Raw genomic sequence first — 15313 nt, forward strand, 5'->3', positions numbered from 1 at the left:
AGGCAATGGAATAGTTATTGCTTAGGTTTTGGTACCCAATATGATGCAATGAAAAAAATACTACTTTTACTCCTTTTTTTTTGTACGATTCAAACTTTACTATCACAAGAAAAACTTGGAAAACCCTTTTTTACAGGTTCTGCAAACTTAACTTTTGCGGTTAATGAAAATTACACGTTAGACCCAGATGATGGCGAAACGTTTTTTATTCCTTCAGCAATTTTTTTTAGAATGGGGTTCGGTTACGAATTTAAAAAAAGAGTAGCCGTCAGTGTAAACGGTGGTTTCGATTATCATTGGAGTTATGCCGTTAGTGCTTTTCCTACTTATGTGAGTCTAAAGTACAATATTACAGAAGATGAAGATGATACTTTTTTTACGGAAGTGAGTTACGGAAAAATGTGGCGACCTTCTACTAATTATCCAGATGGCAATTATTACAGAATAGGTTTAGGTACTCAAATTGCAGGAGAAGAAAGATGGAACACAATTATTCGATTAGATTTTCATAGAAAAGGAATAATTGGTTTCGAAAATGATAGGTTAGATAGTGTTTCTTTAGGGATAGGTTTCTCGTTTTTCTAAAAATTTGGGGCTACTGTAAAGCTCATTTTTTTATGAGTTGTCGGATGCGAGAATTCAATAAATTCTGCATGTAAATGCAACCTGTTTTCTTTGTTTCCGTATAAGTCGTCACCAATAATAGGTTTATTTAGTCCCTTTTTATGCGCTGCATGAACTCTTAATTGATGTGTTCGTCCTGTAATAGGATAAAAATGAACTCTTGTCCTTCCGTTTTCTCTTTTGATGATTTTCCAATCGGTTTCAGCATTTTTTCCATGAACAAAATCTACCAATTGCTTAGGTCTGTCATCTAAATCTACACGTAAAGGGAGTTTTATTTTTCCTTTTTCTTCGGTTAAGTTTCCGTCTAATAAAGCAACGTAACGCTTCTTTACAGTTCTGTTTATAAACTGACTTTGTAGTACTTTATTGGCCTCTTTTGTTTTGGTCAATAATAAAATTCCAGAAGTAGACATGTCTAATCGGTGTACAATTAATGGCCCTGTAGCATCTGGATATTTTTCTTTAATGCGAGTATATACAGAGTCGGAAATATCTTTTCCTGGTACAGATAAAAACTCGGTTGGTTTATTTACAACCAATAAAACATCATCTTCATAAATGATTTCTAATTCTTGTTTTTCAGCTAAATTTTCTAACAATAAATTTTCATCCATTGTAATACCATCTAACATATGTGTTAAAATAGGTTTACATCTACCTTGGCAGGCAGGATAAAAGTTCTTGTGTTTTCTAATTGCTGAGTTTGGCGAAATTCCCCACCAAAATTCTGCCATACAAATAGGCGTATAGTCGTTTAAAAAAGCATGTTGTAGTAATTTAGGAGCAGAACATTCACCTGAACCTGCAGGAGGCTTTATTGTAGGATTGTTAAAAATATCTAACAAATTAAGTTCCTCTTTTTCTTTGTTCAAAAAAGCATATTTACTAAAAAGAGTCTGTTGTAAATAATTTGATTTTTCTTTTCTATCTTTTTTTAATGCTGCAATTTTGTCTTCAAAAAGAATTAATTCTGTCCTTTTTTTTGCGATTTTATCTTCGTAGTATTCTACTAATTCTTTGTAATAAAATTGGTCGTTAAAACTTTCTTGGACTAATTCTTTGCTGAGGTTGTTAAAATCTATCTCATTTAAAGTTGCTTGTCCGTTTGTTTTTCTAGTCTTTCTATTTTTTTTTTGAAGTTTCAGTTTTTTTCTTTCTAGGACTAAATCTTCTTCTATTTCTTTGGATAGTTTCTGAACCGTTTTCTTCAGTTTTAAATAACTTCTATCTTTTTTTAAAAGAGATAATTGAGCGTTTATTTGGTCTATTTCTTTTTCCCCTTTTATGTAAAAACTTCCTTCTTTTCTCATGTTAAAAACAGGAGGAACAAATTTTACTGGCAAACTTTTATCGGCTAATTTTCCTGAAAAGGCAGCTAAATAACCAATTTCATTTTGTTTGTTTTTAACCACTAAAACCCCAAACATTTTTCCAATTGGCAATTCGTTTTCTATTTCCGTAAGACCAAAATTATGTTTAAAATCTGTCTGATTTTCTAAATATTCTTGCAACTCATTTGTGGCAATTGTAGCCAATTGATGAGGTTGATAGTAAAACGGAAAAGTAAATTTTTCTGGAAGTTTAATGTCAGAAATATCTGCTTTAAATTTTTGAAAATAAGTCAAATTAAAAAAATATCAAGTTAAAGGCTAAAAGTTGCTCTTTGCAAACGGTCGTTAATAGATTTTCCTAAACCAAATTCAGGGAATCTTTCTGCAATAATTACATCTAATTTTAGATGGTCTAATTCGTGTAAAGAATCGTATAATTTTGATGCAGCTTCGTGCATAGATCCTTTTTCTGATAATATAATTTCTGTTAGAGAAACATCATTCAAAGAATTTTTAAAAGGTAATACACCAATTTTTTTGCCTAAATGCTTTTTAATTTCATTCGCAATATCATCAACCAAAAAAGTACGAGTAGCAGGCGCATAATGTCTTGCCAACATTCCTGGAGCATCCGGACTTACTTCTTTTTTGTTTTTAATGCTAATTTTACCAATAACCGCTTCAATATCTTCTAATGCCAAAGCGCCTAATCTGTAAATAATAGGTTCGTCATTTATAAAACCAATAATGGTAGATTCAATTCCGTTTGTACAAGCTCCACCATCCAGCACCATTTTTATATCGTCTTTAAAATAACGTTCTACATGTGCTGGTTTTGTAGGGCTTATGCTTCCAAAAGGATTCGCACTTGGTGCTGCTAAAGGAAATGGTAATTGTCTTAATAACTCTAAAGTTACTGGGTGATTAGGTACACGAACGGCAACCGTATCTTTGCCTGCAGTAATAATATCCGGAATGTTTTTGTTCTTTTTTAAGACCAAAGTCATAGACCCTGGCCAAAAAGCATCTGCTAATAACTTTGCTTTTTCAGGAATGTGCGTTACAATTCCGTCTAAAGCATCAACAGAAGGAATGTGTACAATTAACGGATTAAAAAATGGACGCTTTTTAGTTGAAAAAATACTTTTAATTGCTTTTTCGCTAAAAATATTCCCTGCTAAACCATAAACTGTTTCCGTAGGTATGGCAACCAATTCTTCATTGGTTAATAATTGTATGGCTTTTTGTATGTCTTTAGAAATGATGCTCATTGATTATTCTTATAGACCGCAAATTTAATTATAAAATAGCACAAATAGGTTTAGTTAGTTTGATAAGAAATAAAGATCTAATTTTTTTTGATAATTAATGCTGTTTTTATTTTGTTATGAACGTAGGTTCATTAACTTTGTGTAAAATTTAAGAGATGCCTAGACCTCATAAGAAAAGAAAAGTAAATCATCCACCAAAAATGCTGGGTTTTAAGCCGTTTGGAATTCGGTTTTGTGATACGGAGCATGTCGATATGCAGTATGAAGAATATGAGGCTGTAAAGTTGGTTATTTATGATAATCTTTCTCAAGATGCTGCGGCAGAAAAAATGGAGGTTTCTAGACCTACGCTTACTAGAATTTATAACAGTGCCTTAAAAAAAATTGCACAAGGTTTTGTGGAAGGTAAATCGATTGTTATTAAAGGAGGGAACTTCGAATTTGAAAAAGATTGGTACAAATGTAAAACGTGTTTTAAATTAATTGATGGTGTTACAAATCCTACAACATGTGGTGATTGTCCTGCCAATGATAAAGATGAGTTAGTGAATCTAAATGAATAGAATATGCCAAATTTTGATAACAATGGTCCACAAGGTTTAGGTCCAAAAACAGGAATGAAATTAGGAGAATGTAGAAAAACTAAATCCGATGCCAATCAATCTCCAGAAAATAGACCTTTTAGAAAAGGAAGACGTAAAAAAGACAATACGAGAACAATAGTGATAATAAATGATTCGTTATGAAAAAAATAGCAATACCAATAACAAAAGACAACAAGATTGCAGACCATTTTGGAAGATGTAAGTTCTATGAAATCTATACTTTTTCTAATACAAATGAAATTTTAGACTTAAAATTGTTAGAGTCGGATGGTAAGTGTGGTTGTAAATCTAATATTGTTAGTGTTTTAGTAAAGGAATGTGTAACATTTATGTTGGCGGGTAATATTGGTGATAGTGCAATGAGTAAGTTAGTGGTTGCTGGTATTGGCGTAATACGCGGTTGTTCTGGTAAATCTGCAGACGTTATTTTAGAGTTTGTTGAAGGTAAAATTTCTGATACAGATGTTAGTTGTGCAAGTCATGGTCACAAGCATAAAAAAGAGCATGCACACGCATGTCATCATTAGTAATTTATACATTATTTAAAAACTAAAGAGCGTCAAATGGGGAATCAACTTAGTGATGAAAAATTAGAGCGGAATTGTTATGATAACTGATCTTTTTCAATTAAAACCTCGTTATGGAGAAGTCGATAAAATGGGCTATGTTTACCATGCCAATTATGTAGTCTATTGTCATCAAGCACGCAATGAATTATTGCGAAAATTGGGTTTAGATGAAGTCAAGTTAGAGGAAAATCAAATAATGTTACCTGTAGTTTCTTTTGATATAAAATACAGAAAACCAGCTCACTTTGATGAGTTGATTACCATAAAAACAATTATTAAAGAAATGCCAAAAGTTCGTTTCAGTTTTGAATTTGAAATAACAAATGAACAAAAGGAGTTGCTAAGTAAAGCTAAATTAGATGTTGTTTTTGTCGATATTCTGTCTCGTTTGCCGAAAAGAATTCCAAGTTTTATTGGAAAGAAATTAGCTACTTATTTTTAAAATATAACTGTGTAAAATGATTGATTTTAAAAGCTACTTATTTCTGGTTAGAAACCTACACAGTCTCTTTTTGTGATTGATTTAATAATGCAGAGTTAAAAACTGAAACAGTTCTGTGGTATTACAGTTTATATAAATAAAAAATTAACAAAGTAATTCATTAATTAACCCTTTTTTTTCAGAGTTTTGCAACTGAAAAAACACTAAATATTTACAGGTTAAATAATCTGTAAAATATTCTCATTAGAGAAAGCGACGTTGTAATAAACGTTTAAAATAAAGCACTTATGACAAATAATATAGCGATAGAAGATCAATATAAAAGAACTTCTTTATTTGAAAAAGAAAATATTAATTATCTAGTTCATGTTTTAAAGAGATTTAATACGGTCCCAAAAATAAATAACATTAATATTATTACTTCTAATACGGTCCCAAAAGTTTTTAAAATTGTTCCGAATGAATCGATAATAATTGGTGCTTTATATTTAAGAAACCCAGTTTTGGCATTGGTTTATTTACGATACGGAATAGAATGGCAACTTTGGTATAAAGCCTTAGAAAGTGAAAAGAAAGATACTTCTTTATGTAATATTGCTGCCTTAGAAGTAACTAGAATTTTTTACAAGTTGCTACCTAAAGAGGATAAAGAAAAGTTAGAAAATGTTGATTATTTTTTAATTAATTTGATTAAAAATGAAGACAGTCTAAGTGCTGAATCTTTATTAGAGCATGAAGAATTAGAAGCGTTTCATGGATTAAATACAGGGAGTAAAGTATTTGAAAAATCTTGGAAACCTATTATTGATAACCTTGCAAAACCAACAGAGTATTTATTAATGGATGGAGGTGACCATAGATTAAATATTGATGAAATAGCTTTATTAAATAAATATGGTTGCAGGCCTTTTCCAAGACCAGAAGCTTTTACGTTTGCCTCTTCTACAGCAACCAGTGTTTCTAATTTTTCTTTTGATAAAACAGATAAAGCTAGAAGTATTTTAATTAAGAATAGCTTAAAAAATGGATTTAAAGAGAGTGCCATAGAATTTTCTGAATTATTAAAAAGTAATTTGAGAAAAATTTTCACTTTAAATGATGCTTGCGAAATAATTTTTTCTCCTTCAGGTACAGATTCATCACTTCAAATAGCAGCTATTAGTCAAATTGTTACGGACAAAGAAATTACACATATTTTAGTTGCTTCCGATGAAACGGGTAGTGGAGTTCCTGCGGCATTAAAAGGATGTCATTTCGAAAATAATACAGCTTTAAATTTTCCAGTGAATAAAGGCGATAAAATGGAAGGTTTTAGAGACGTAGATCTTATTAAAATTCCGTTTAGAGATGAAAAAGGAGCATTAAAATCAACAGAAAAATTAGATTCTGAAGTTTTTACAGCAATTACTGAAACTCATAAATTAGGAAGACAAGTTGTATTACACGTGATGGATCATTCTAAATTAGGTTATCAGTCACCTAGTGTAAAAATGATGCGAGAAATAGATGCTCTTAAAGATTTGTCATTGCAAGTAATTATTGATGCAGCACAGTTAAGATTAGATCCTACAGATATTCAGAACTATTTAAACAAGGGATATATTGTTAGTATTACCGGGAGTAAATATTTTACAGGACCTCCGTATTCTGGAGCATTAATTTTTCCGGAATGTGTAAGTCTGCAAATTAATGATGCCAAAAAGAAGTTGCCAAAAGGATTAACGCAATATTTTAATCATTCTGATTGGCCAGTTAATTGGTTTTGTTCTAAAGAATTATCAGACGGATTTAATTATGGTTCTTATATGCGTTGGAATGCTGCAATTGTAGAGATGGAACGATATTATAAAACACCTATTTTATATAGAAATATGGGAATAGAAATGTTTTGTAATTTTGTAGAAGACTCTATAAAAGAAGCTACTTTTTTAGAACCTGTTTATGGTTATGAGTCTAATTTAAATACAAATAATGACGAAGAATTTGGAATTAGAAATATTCGAACTATTTTTCCTTTTTTCATCCTTAAAAATAAAGAAGCATTGTCTGTTGATAAAGTGAAAAAACTTTATGCGCTTTTAAATTCTGATCTTTCCAATAAATTTGAAGGAGCTTCTTTAGAAATTATAAGACTTGCAGCACAAAAATGTCATATTGGGCAAGCAGTAAACGTAAAGTTTGAAGACGATATACAAAGTGCTGTCTTAAGAATTAGTTTAGGGGCCAGAGTAATTTCTGAAAGTTGGGTAAATAGAGATATCAGTCTATATTTTAGAAATATTGAAGCACAATTGAGTCAAATTACTGTAATTATCAAGAAAATAGAATTGATTCTTAATACGCCAGAATTATTGAAATAATTTTTTAATTGATTGGAGCATTACCTTGTTGTTAAATTTACAAGGTGATGTGTTTCGTCTCTTTATAATTTTGACTTATTTTAATACCAAAATCGTTGACTTTTTTCCAGTCAGTGAACTCTATAGGTTCTTTAGATTTTGTAGGGCCATCAGTTAATCTCATAATTAGTTTAATCATAATTCTATCTAATAAAGAGTATGATTTATAATCTAATTTACCAGCAAACACTTCTAATAAATCAGGAGTCCAGTTTATATCTTTTATAAATTTAATTAGATATGGATTTGTAGAAGGGCTGTTTTTATTTTCTTTTCTTGCTACCAAATTAACTGAGAAAAAGGCTGTTTTTATTTCTTTAAGGTACTCTTTGTTTTTTAAGATAAAATCATAAACTTGTTTATTGTGTTTTCCATATCTAATACTTGCTCCAATTATTAGTGTGTCAAATTCCGATAAATTATCATTAAAATTCTCAATTGAAAATAGTGCTGATTTTATTTGCTCTTTCTTGAAATGAGCATTTAGTTCTTCACAAATTTTTTTAGTTTGTCCGTCTATAGAAGAGTAAATAATTCCGATTTTTCTTTTCATAACATTCTTTTGTCACTTTGTCTTGAATTATTACTTTATTACTTTATTACTGTAAAATGTTCCTATTTTACAGACTACTAATTTACGAAATTCAGTGGAGTTTTTTGTTATTTAAAAAGGAGGAATATTGTATGTTTTTAAAGGGGGCGGTTTTTCGTGTCTATTGATTTTTATTGAATAATTTACTCCTCATCAAAAGTAGCTGTGGGGCAAAATAATAAATCGGTAGGGTTGTCAATTTCATATAAATATTCATATCCTTTAGACTCTTTTTTGCAAAAAGGTTCCAAAAGTCTTGCCATATTTCTAAACCCTTCTAGGGTTAAAATACAGAAAAAAGTTTCGTTATCTTTGGTTAAGATTCCTTCATCAGTTTTAAATAAACCGAAAATTAAATTGCAATTTCGTGGCGTTATAAAATCTAAGGTAGCTAAATCTAACTTTTGTTTTTTATCAATAATGGTATCTACAATTAGGTCTCTAAATAGAATTGCTTCTGCTTTGTCAAAATTGTATAAACGAACAATGTTCTGATCATGTCCGTCTATGTTTTCAATATAATCTAATTCCATTTATCGTTTTTAATAAGTTTTTCTACAGGTTATAGTAGAAAGTGAGGTGTAATGAATAATTGCTGAAAGTATTTTAAATTTCCTTCATCACTAAAAATAATATCTTTTTATCTTTTTCTGTTAATTCATGAGATAACTCCTTTGGGTTAAAATGAAGTTTAAAAGAATAAATAGCATTTTTAATATTGTCTGTATTGTAGCCAATATATTTTAAAGCAAAAGTAATATTAAAGTCTACCGGAAGTGTTACGGTCTTTAAATCCTCTTCAGTATACCAAATTCCAAAACCACTTTCAGCTAATGATTTCCAAGGAAATAATGCACTCGGATCTGTTTTTCTTCCAGGAGCAATATCCGAATGACCAATAATATTTTGCGCAGGTATTTTATATTTTTTCGTCAGCTTTTCTAATAAGAAAGTTAAACTATTAATTTGAGCATAAGAAAAAGGTTCTGTACCATTATTATCTAGTTCAATACCAATAGAAGAGCTGTTTATGTCGGTGTTTTTACCCCAACTTCCATTGCCTGCATGCCAACCTCTAACCAAGTCGTTTAGCATTTGTGTAATGGTTCCATCATCGCAAATTACGTAGTGAGAGCTTACTTGTGTACGCTCTAAAGCAAAGGTTTTATAGGTTTGCATACAACTATCTTGAGCAGTGTGATGTATAACAACTAAATTAGGTTTTCTTAAATTAAAATTCTGAGATTCTATAACCTTACTCGTTCTGTTTCCTATGGTGTCTGACTCAATTTTAACTAGAGATTTACCGAGTTTTTTTGCTTTTTTATGATACGTGTTCTTAGATATTTGATAGATGTTTTTAGAACACGAAGCAAATACCGTAATGATGATTAAAAGTCTTAAATATTTCATTGTTTAATTTTTAATGTGCCTGTAACCAGTTTTCTCCAATTCCCATTTCAACATCTAAAGGAACACTCATTTTAAAAGCGTTTTCCATTTCGTACTTTATAATAGGTCTAATAATTTCTAACTCGTCTTTATGCGCGTCAAAAACCAATTCATCATGTACTTGTAAAAGCATTCTAGATTTAAAACCTTCTTTTTCAAATCGATTATGAATGTTAATCATGGCTAGTTTTATAATGTCTGCAGCAGAACCTTGTATAGGAGCATTTACAGCATTTCTTTCTGCACCAGATCTAACCATGGCATTCCTAGAATTGATGTCTTTTAAGTACCTACGTCGGTTTAATATGGTTTCTACATAACCATGTTCTCTAGCAAAATCTACTTGTGCAGACATGTATGCTTTTAACTTCGGATACGTTTCATAATACGTGTCAATCAATTCTTTTGCTTCACTTCTGGATAAATCAGTTTGATTGCTTAATCCGAAAGCAGAAACTCCATAGACAATTCCGAAATTGACTGTTTTAGCGTTACTTCTTTGTTCTCTTGTAACTTCATCTAACGGAACGTTAAAAACTTTTGCAGCGGTAGAAGCATGAATATCTTCACCATTTTTAAAAGCTTCCATCATATTTTCTTCTTCACTTAAAGCCGCAATAATTCTTAATTCTATTTGAGAATAATCCGCCGCTAATAATACATAGTTTTCATCTCTTGGAATAAACGATTTTCTAACTTCTTTTCCTCTTTCGGTTCTAATAGGAATGTTCTGTAAATTTGGGTTGTTAGAACTCAATCTTCCTGTAGCAGCAACCGCTTGCATGTACTCTGTATGAATTCTTCCTGTTTTCGGATTCACTTCATTTGGCAAGGCATCTACATAGGTACTTTGTAATTTTTTATACTGACGATATTCTTGAATATCTCTAATAATTTTATGGTCTTTTGCTAAGAATGATAAAATATCTTCGCCTGTTTTATACTGACCTGTTTTTGTCTTTTTAGGTTTTTTAACCAATTCCATTTTCTCGAACAACACAATTCCTAATTGTTTTGGTGAAGCAATATTAAATTCTTCACCTGCTTGTTCGTAAATATTTTTTTCAAGTCTGTTGATGTCATCCGTTAAGGCAACAGATAATTCTTTTAAGAAATCAATATCGATGTTAATTCCTTCAATTTCCATGGCTGTTAAAACCGAAACTAAAGGCAATTCAATAGTATTAAAAAGAGTGCTAACATTTCCGCTTTCTAATTCACCGGTAAAAAGTTGTTTTAATTGAAACGTGATGTCTGCATCTTCCACCGCATATTCTGTTTGATCTGCAACCGGCACAACACGCATAGAAAGCTGATTTTTCCCTTTTTTACCAATCAAATCTACAATAGAAACCGGCTGATAATTCAAATATGTCTCTGCCAACATATCCATATTGTGGCGCATATCTGGATTGATTAAATAATGCGCAATCATCGTATCAAATAATTTCCCTTTTACAGGCATTTCATAATTCGATAACACTTTTATATCATACTTTAAATTATGACCTATTTTTTCGATTCCATCGGATGTGAAAAATGGACGAAATTCCTCTAAAATTGCTTTTGTTTTTTCTTGGTCTTCAGGGAAAGAAACATAATATCCTTTACCAACTTCGTAAGAAAAAGCAATTCCTATTAGTTCCACTTCCAAAGCTCTTAAACCCGTAGTTTCTGTATCAAAACAAACCGAAGTTTGTTCCATTAATTTTTTAAGTAATAATTTTCTAGCAAAAGGCGAATCTATATGTTGGTAAAAATGACTCGTATCTTTTATCGATTTAAAACCAGATGCAATTTCTTCTTCAGAAACACTTCCGCTTCCTGGTGCTGCAAATAAATCAAACTGACCTTCAGGAACTGGAGCTGCTTTTTTAGTTGATGACTTCTCAACTGCGCTCGAAGGGACATCTATAGAATTTTCGGCAGAATTTGCTTTTTCAGCATTTTCAACAGCAAAAGTTCGTAAGAAATTGGTTAATAGATTTCTAAATTCTAGCTCGTTAAACAGTTCTGTTACCTTGTCTTTATCTGGCTGATCTAATTCAAAATCTTTGGCATCAAAAGTTACCGGAACATCCAACATTATTGTTGCCAATTGTTTAGAAAGCAAGCCTAATTCTCCGTTTGCTTCTATTTTTTCTTTCATTTTTCCTTTTAGCTCGTGCGTATTTGCTAAAAGATTTTCCATAGAACCGTAAGCAGCCAAAAACTTTTTAGCTGTTTTTTCTCCAACACCAGGTAAACCTGGGATATTATCTGCAGAATCTCCCATCATTCCTAAGAAATCGATTACTTGATCTGGATTTTCTACACCAAATTTTTCTTTCACTTCATCCACGCCCCAAATATCGTAACCACCACCAAAACGAGGTTTGTACATAAAAATATTCTCAGAAACTAACTGAGCAAAATCCTTATCTGGCGTTACCATATAGGTTTTATAACCTTCTTTTTCTGCTTGTTTAGAAAGGGTTCCAATAACATCATCAGCCTCAAAACCTTCTTTTACCATAATAGGAATGTGCATGGCTTTTAAGATTTCTTGTATGTAAGGAACGGCTAATTTAATCGCTTCCGGAGTTTCATCTCTGTTGGCTTTATAAGCTTCAAACATTTCTACTCTGTCTACACTTCCGCCTTTATCAAAACAAACCGCTAAATGATCTGGTCTTTCACGTTTTATAACGTCTAAAAGCGAGTTCATAAAACCCATAATTGCAGATGTGTCTAAACCTTTGCTGTTAATTCTTGGGTTTTTTATAAAAGCATAATATCCTCTAAAAATTAATGCAAAAGCATCCACTAAAAAAACTCTTTTTTGATCTGACATTATATTTGTTTTGTGGTTTAAGTTGATGAAAATTTGACCTCAAAAATAGTGTTTTTTGAGATGCGAGAAAGGTACAAAACTTTAACAAGACGTTAAAATCCAATCGAAACTTAAAAACTTACCTTTGCCAACATTTTAAAATTTATTTATGCCACGTTGGGTTTTTCCTTTAATCATATTAACTATTGTTATCACGCTTGTAGAAATTTATACGTTTCAAGCGTTTAAAACAGTCTCTAAAAGTAAAATAGTTCGTTATTCTTTTCTATTGATAAGTATCGCGGTATACATTAATTTTTTCATCACTTTCTTAACATACTCTAGAAGTGTAGGACAAACGCCACAGTTTCAAATGGCCGTAGGTTTGTTGCTAACAATTTCTATTCCTAAATTGGTTATTATCATCTTGCTTTTTGGAGAAGATGCATATCGTTGGGTTTTAAAATTATTTTCTGCAATTTCAAGCGGAGAAACAAAACAGCTTGTAGGTAGAAGAAAGTTTATTTCGCAGATTGCTTTAGGTTTGGCAGCAATTCCTTTTGCAGCTTTTATTTACGGAATTATTCAAGGGAAATACAATTACAAAGTTTTAAAATACCAACTAAGCTTTAAAGATTTACCAGATGCTTTTGATGGTTATACCATTACGCAAATCTCAGACATTCATTCTGGGAGTTTTACCAACAAAGAAAAAATTAAATATGGTGTAGATTTGATAAATCAGCAAAAATCGGACATAATGTTATTTACAGGAGACATTGTGAATAACAAAGCAGATGAAATGGATAATTGGATGGATGTTTTTGATAAGTTAGAAGCAAAAGACGGTAAATATTCCATTCTTGGTAATCATGATTATGGCGATTATATGGATTGGGATAATCCGCAAGACAAAATAGATAATTTTCAAAAAGTAAAAGATATTCACCAGAAAATAGGGTTCGATTTATTACTAGACGAGCACCGTTATTTAGAAAAAGACGGACAAAAAATTGCGTTATTAGGCGTAGAAAATTGGGGAAAAGGATTCAACCAAGCGGGAGACCTTGCAAGGGCATCGGCAAACATAAAACAAGAAGATTTTAAAATATTAATGAGTCACGATCCAAGCCATTGGGAAATCAAAGTAAAACAAGATCCTTTTAACTATCAACTTACGTTAAGTGGGCATACACATGGTTTGCAAATGGGTATCGAAATTCCGGGTTGGTTAAAATGGAGTCCTTCAAAATATGTTTACAAACAATGGGCAGGTTTGTATGAAGAAGCAGGTAGGTTTATCAACGTAAACCGAGGTTTTGGTTACCATGCATTTCCGGGTAGAGTAGGTATTTGGCCAGAAATTACAGTGATAGAATTGAAAAAAGGCTGATCCTCAGACCATTTAATTACTTTTCTATATATTTGTTAAGTTACAAGTGATTATTTATACGTTTTTTCCCCCTTAAAAAATCTATATTATGGCAAAATTTGGTGATTTAATAAGTGCTGAAAAGCCTGTTCTAATTGACTTTTATAAAGATTGGAGCGAGGTAGATAATACCGTACATACTTTAAGAGATGTTGCTGCCGTTTTAGGTGATAAAGCTAAAGTAATTAAGATTGACATCGCTAAAAATGAAGCGCTTGCAGAAGCGTTGTTAGTTAAAGGAAATCCTACTTTTATGATTTATAAAAATGGCGAAATGAAATGGCGCCAAACAGGTGCTCAAGATGCAAATACTTTAATTGGTTTGGTGCTTAAGTATCTTTAATTTTTAGAAGCTATTTCCTGCTTTCCACTATATCTTTTTGTTTAAAAAAAAACAAAAAGGATGCCGTTTCAATCAGGGCTAAAACTTGGTTGTAGAATTTAAATATCTATTGCTCTGTAAAAAACTCATTGAAGCAATTAATTCTGCTAAAATCTGTTTCAATTTCTATTTTTTGAGAAGTTGTATTTGCTATCCAAACTTTTTTAATATTCTTAATTTTTAAACGATCTGTTTTATCAACGATTGCAATAATATTTGTACTGTTATCCGTATTTAGATTGCAGTAACCTATGGTTATAGATTCAGCATTTTTTAAATTAGAAATACTTAAAGTATCTAAAATTTTATAAGAAACGTTTTTAACGGAGTCGGTAGTAATGCCTTTAAAAATCACTAAATGTGTCAATTCGTTTTTTAGATGTAGAATTCCATATTTGTCTTCTCTTTTATTTTCATAAATAGTGGTATCAGTAACTTTTACATACGCTTTAAGTAGAGATATGTCTTTAAAGTTTCGAGAAGCAGATTCCATTCCAATTATAGAGTGATTTTTTTTGTTTGTTTTATGACCACAACTAACAATCATCAATAAAATTATTATATAGAATGCATTTTTCATGATGTTTGCTTTTAGAATCACTTTTTTGAATTACAAAAGTTATGCCTTTTTTAATTATAAGACTATTTTTTATAAAACTTATACCAGATGAGGCGTGTGTGAAATACAAAAGAAGGGTGTTATAAGGTTTGTCAACGTGCAAAAAAATATTTAGAAATGATACTCCGTAACTTTTATATTGACTTAAATACAAATCCTTTATCAGAAAAATGTTTTAATACTTTAGGTAGCGCATATTTCATTCTTTCAGCAGCTTTTACGCTATCATGAAAAACAATAATGCTTCCTGGTTCAGTATTTTTTAAAACGTTTTCTAAACACTTTTCATTAGAAATTTTGGTGTCAAAATCTGCAGATAAAACACTCCACATAATAATTTTGTACCCTTTTTTAATTAGTTGTTTTGCTTGGTTCTTTTTTATTTTTCCGTAAGGAGGCCTAAAGAGTTTCTGTGTAATTGTTGAAGTGTTAAATTGTTTAATTGTTTGCTCGCACTCTAAAGCATTTTTTACATAGGTGTTGGTTTCGCTTTTCCAGCCCTTTAAATGGTTTTGGGTATGGTTGCCAATGCTATGACCATCAGAAATAAGTTTACTGAATATTTCTGGGTGATTTTGTATGTTTTTTCCAATGCAAAAAAAGGTGGCTTTTGCTTGGTGTTTTCTTAATTCAGTTAAAACAAACTCGGTGATTTCTGCCGTAGGTCCATCATCAAAAGTGAGAAAAATCTCTTTTTTATCAGAAAGAAAACGCCACGTATATGTAGAGAAAAATCTCATCATAAAACGTGGCGTTCTGGGGAAATAACTTTTCATTTAA

General features: G+C 31.1%; 16 protein-coding genes. 8 read left to right on the forward strand and 8 right to left on the reverse strand.

The genetic code is table 11. The annotated features are described in order from the left end of the window. Positions 1 to 48 precede the first annotated feature (48 nt). The gene (locus H0I28_RS15445; RefSeq protein WP_218759656.1) at positions 49 to 585 is read left to right on the forward strand and encodes a hypothetical protein; all 537 of its coding nucleotides are present in this window, start codon (positions 49 to 51) and stop codon (positions 583 to 585) included. Here H0I28_RS15445 and H0I28_RS15450 read toward each other — a convergent pair. Both H0I28_RS15450 and H0I28_RS15455 read right to left on the reverse strand, forming a co-directional pair. Continuing rightward, positions 582 to 2252 carry an RluA family pseudouridine synthase gene (locus H0I28_RS15450; RefSeq protein ID WP_218759657.1) on the reverse strand — a complete coding sequence of 557 codons (1671 nt, stop codon included), beginning with the start codon at positions 2250 to 2252 and terminating at the stop codon, positions 582 to 584. The genes H0I28_RS15445 and H0I28_RS15450 overlap by 4 nt on opposite strands. Positions 2253 to 2269: 17 nt before the next feature. Continuing rightward, positions 2270 to 3229 (reverse strand): L-threonylcarbamoyladenylate synthase, encoded by a 960-nt coding sequence (locus tag H0I28_RS15455; RefSeq protein WP_218759658.1) that lies wholly within the window; start codon positions 3227 to 3229, stop codon positions 2270 to 2272. A gap of 155 nt (positions 3230 to 3384) precedes the next feature. Between H0I28_RS15455 and H0I28_RS15460 the strand changes: the two genes are divergently transcribed. The 5 genes from H0I28_RS15460 to H0I28_RS15480 all read left to right on the forward strand — a co-directional run bounded on the left by H0I28_RS15460 (position 3385) and on the right by H0I28_RS15480 (position 7205). Beyond that, the gene (locus H0I28_RS15460; RefSeq protein ID WP_218759659.1) at positions 3385 to 3792 is read left to right on the forward strand and encodes a DUF134 domain-containing protein; all 408 of its coding nucleotides are present in this window, start codon (positions 3385 to 3387) and stop codon (positions 3790 to 3792) included. A gap of 3 nt (positions 3793 to 3795) precedes the next feature. After that, positions 3796 to 3975, forward strand: coding sequence for a DUF5320 domain-containing protein (locus tag H0I28_RS15465; protein WP_218755046.1), 180 nt, complete (start codon positions 3796 to 3798; stop codon positions 3973 to 3975). Next, positions 3972 to 4361, forward strand: coding sequence for a NifB/NifX family molybdenum-iron cluster-binding protein (locus H0I28_RS15470; RefSeq protein WP_218732321.1), 390 nt, complete (start codon positions 3972 to 3974; stop codon positions 4359 to 4361). The genes H0I28_RS15465 and H0I28_RS15470 overlap by 4 nt, the downstream gene beginning before the upstream one ends. A 79-nt stretch (positions 4362 to 4440) precedes the next feature. Next, positions 4441 to 4845 (forward strand): thioesterase family protein, encoded by a 405-nt coding sequence (locus H0I28_RS15475; protein ID WP_218759660.1) that lies wholly within the window; start codon positions 4441 to 4443, stop codon positions 4843 to 4845. A 287-nt stretch (positions 4846 to 5132) separates the two neighbouring features. After that, on the forward strand, positions 5133 to 7205 hold the full coding sequence (locus H0I28_RS15480; RefSeq protein WP_218759661.1) for a hypothetical protein: 2073 nt from the start codon (positions 5133 to 5135) through the stop codon (positions 7203 to 7205). 37 nt (positions 7206 to 7242) lie between these two features. Here the strand turns inward: H0I28_RS15480 and hemG are convergent, their stop codons facing one another. The 4 genes from hemG to polA form a co-directional block, all read right to left on the reverse strand. Continuing rightward, complete coding sequence (gene hemG, locus H0I28_RS15485; protein WP_218759662.1) at positions 7243 to 7797, reverse strand: menaquinone-dependent protoporphyrinogen IX dehydrogenase; 555 nt, start codon at positions 7795 to 7797, stop codon at positions 7243 to 7245. Positions 7798 to 7979: 182 nt separating this feature from the next. Beyond that, entirely contained in the window at positions 7980 to 8369 is a 390-nt protein-coding gene (locus H0I28_RS15490) for a hypothetical protein (RefSeq protein ID WP_218732325.1), read from the reverse strand. A 73-nt stretch (positions 8370 to 8442) separates the two neighbouring features. Beyond that, positions 8443 to 9249: an N-acetylmuramoyl-L-alanine amidase gene (locus H0I28_RS15495; RefSeq protein ID WP_218759663.1), complete on the reverse strand. Its 807-nt coding sequence runs from the start codon at positions 9247 to 9249 to the stop codon at positions 8443 to 8445. Positions 9250 to 9259: 10 nt separating this feature from the next. Next, on the reverse strand, positions 9260 to 12121 hold the full coding sequence (polA, locus tag H0I28_RS15500; RefSeq protein ID WP_218759665.1) for a DNA polymerase I: 2862 nt from the start codon (positions 12119 to 12121) through the stop codon (positions 9260 to 9262). 148 nt (positions 12122 to 12269) lie between these two features. On the opposite strand from polA, the gene H0I28_RS15505 reads away from it, so the two are divergent. Both H0I28_RS15505 and H0I28_RS15510 read left to right on the forward strand, forming a co-directional pair. After that, positions 12270 to 13493 (forward strand): metallophosphoesterase, encoded by a 1224-nt coding sequence (locus tag H0I28_RS15505; RefSeq protein ID WP_218759667.1) that lies wholly within the window; start codon positions 12270 to 12272, stop codon positions 13491 to 13493. Positions 13494 to 13581: 88 nt separating this feature from the next. After that, positions 13582 to 13875 (forward strand): co-chaperone YbbN, encoded by a 294-nt coding sequence (locus tag H0I28_RS15510; RefSeq protein ID WP_218732329.1) that lies wholly within the window; start codon positions 13582 to 13584, stop codon positions 13873 to 13875. 106 nt (positions 13876 to 13981) lie between these two features. Here the strand turns inward: H0I28_RS15510 and H0I28_RS15515 are convergent, their stop codons facing one another. Together H0I28_RS15515 and H0I28_RS15520 are read right to left on the reverse strand one after the other, a co-directional pair. Then, entirely contained in the window at positions 13982 to 14494 is a 513-nt protein-coding gene (locus H0I28_RS15515) for a hypothetical protein (RefSeq protein WP_218755053.1), read from the reverse strand. A gap of 173 nt (positions 14495 to 14667) precedes the next feature. After that, positions 14668 to 15309: a polysaccharide deacetylase family protein gene (locus tag H0I28_RS15520; protein WP_218759669.1), complete on the reverse strand. Its 642-nt coding sequence runs from the start codon at positions 15307 to 15309 to the stop codon at positions 14668 to 14670. Between the last annotated feature and the right edge of the window lie 4 nt (positions 15310 to 15313).

The sequence above is a fragment of the Polaribacter sp. AHE13PA genome, assembly GCF_019278505.1.
GTDB lineage: Bacteria > Bacteroidota > Bacteroidia > Flavobacteriales > Flavobacteriaceae > Polaribacter.

Coding starts and splice junctions, on each gene's coding strand:
- H0I28_RS15445 (WP_218759656.1), top strand. CDS start 49: ATGAAAAAAATACTACTTTTACTCCTTTTTTTTTGTACGATTCAAACT.
- H0I28_RS15455 (WP_218759658.1), bottom strand. CDS start 3,229: ATGAGCATCATTTCTAAAGACATACAAAAAGCCATACAATTATTAACC.
- H0I28_RS15460 (WP_218759659.1), top strand. CDS start 3,385: ATGCCTAGACCTCATAAGAAAAGAAAAGTAAATCATCCACCAAAAATG.
- H0I28_RS15465 (WP_218755046.1), top strand. CDS start 3,796: ATGCCAAATTTTGATAACAATGGTCCACAAGGTTTAGGTCCAAAAACA.
- H0I28_RS15470 (WP_218732321.1), top strand. CDS start 3,972: ATGAAAAAAATAGCAATACCAATAACAAAAGACAACAAGATTGCAGAC.
- H0I28_RS15475 (WP_218759660.1), top strand. CDS start 4,441: ATGATAACTGATCTTTTTCAATTAAAACCTCGTTATGGAGAAGTCGAT.
- H0I28_RS15480 (WP_218759661.1), top strand. CDS start 5,133: ATGACAAATAATATAGCGATAGAAGATCAATATAAAAGAACTTCTTTA.
- hemG (WP_218759662.1), bottom strand. CDS start 7,797: ATGAAAAGAAAAATCGGAATTATTTACTCTTCTATAGACGGACAAACT.
- H0I28_RS15490 (WP_218732325.1), bottom strand. CDS start 8,369: ATGGAATTAGATTATATTGAAAACATAGACGGACATGATCAGAACATT.
- H0I28_RS15495 (WP_218759663.1), bottom strand. CDS start 9,249: ATGAAATATTTAAGACTTTTAATCATCATTACGGTATTTGCTTCGTGT.
- polA (WP_218759665.1), bottom strand. CDS start 12,121: ATGTCAGATCAAAAAAGAGTTTTTTTAGTGGATGCTTTTGCATTAATT.
- H0I28_RS15505 (WP_218759667.1), top strand. CDS start 12,270: ATGCCACGTTGGGTTTTTCCTTTAATCATATTAACTATTGTTATCACG.
- H0I28_RS15510 (WP_218732329.1), top strand. CDS start 13,582: ATGGCAAAATTTGGTGATTTAATAAGTGCTGAAAAGCCTGTTCTAATT.
- H0I28_RS15515 (WP_218755053.1), bottom strand. CDS start 14,494: ATGAAAAATGCATTCTATATAATAATTTTATTGATGATTGTTAGTTGT.
- H0I28_RS15520 (WP_218759669.1), bottom strand. CDS start 15,309: ATGAAAAGTTATTTCCCCAGAACGCCACGTTTTATGATGAGATTTTTC.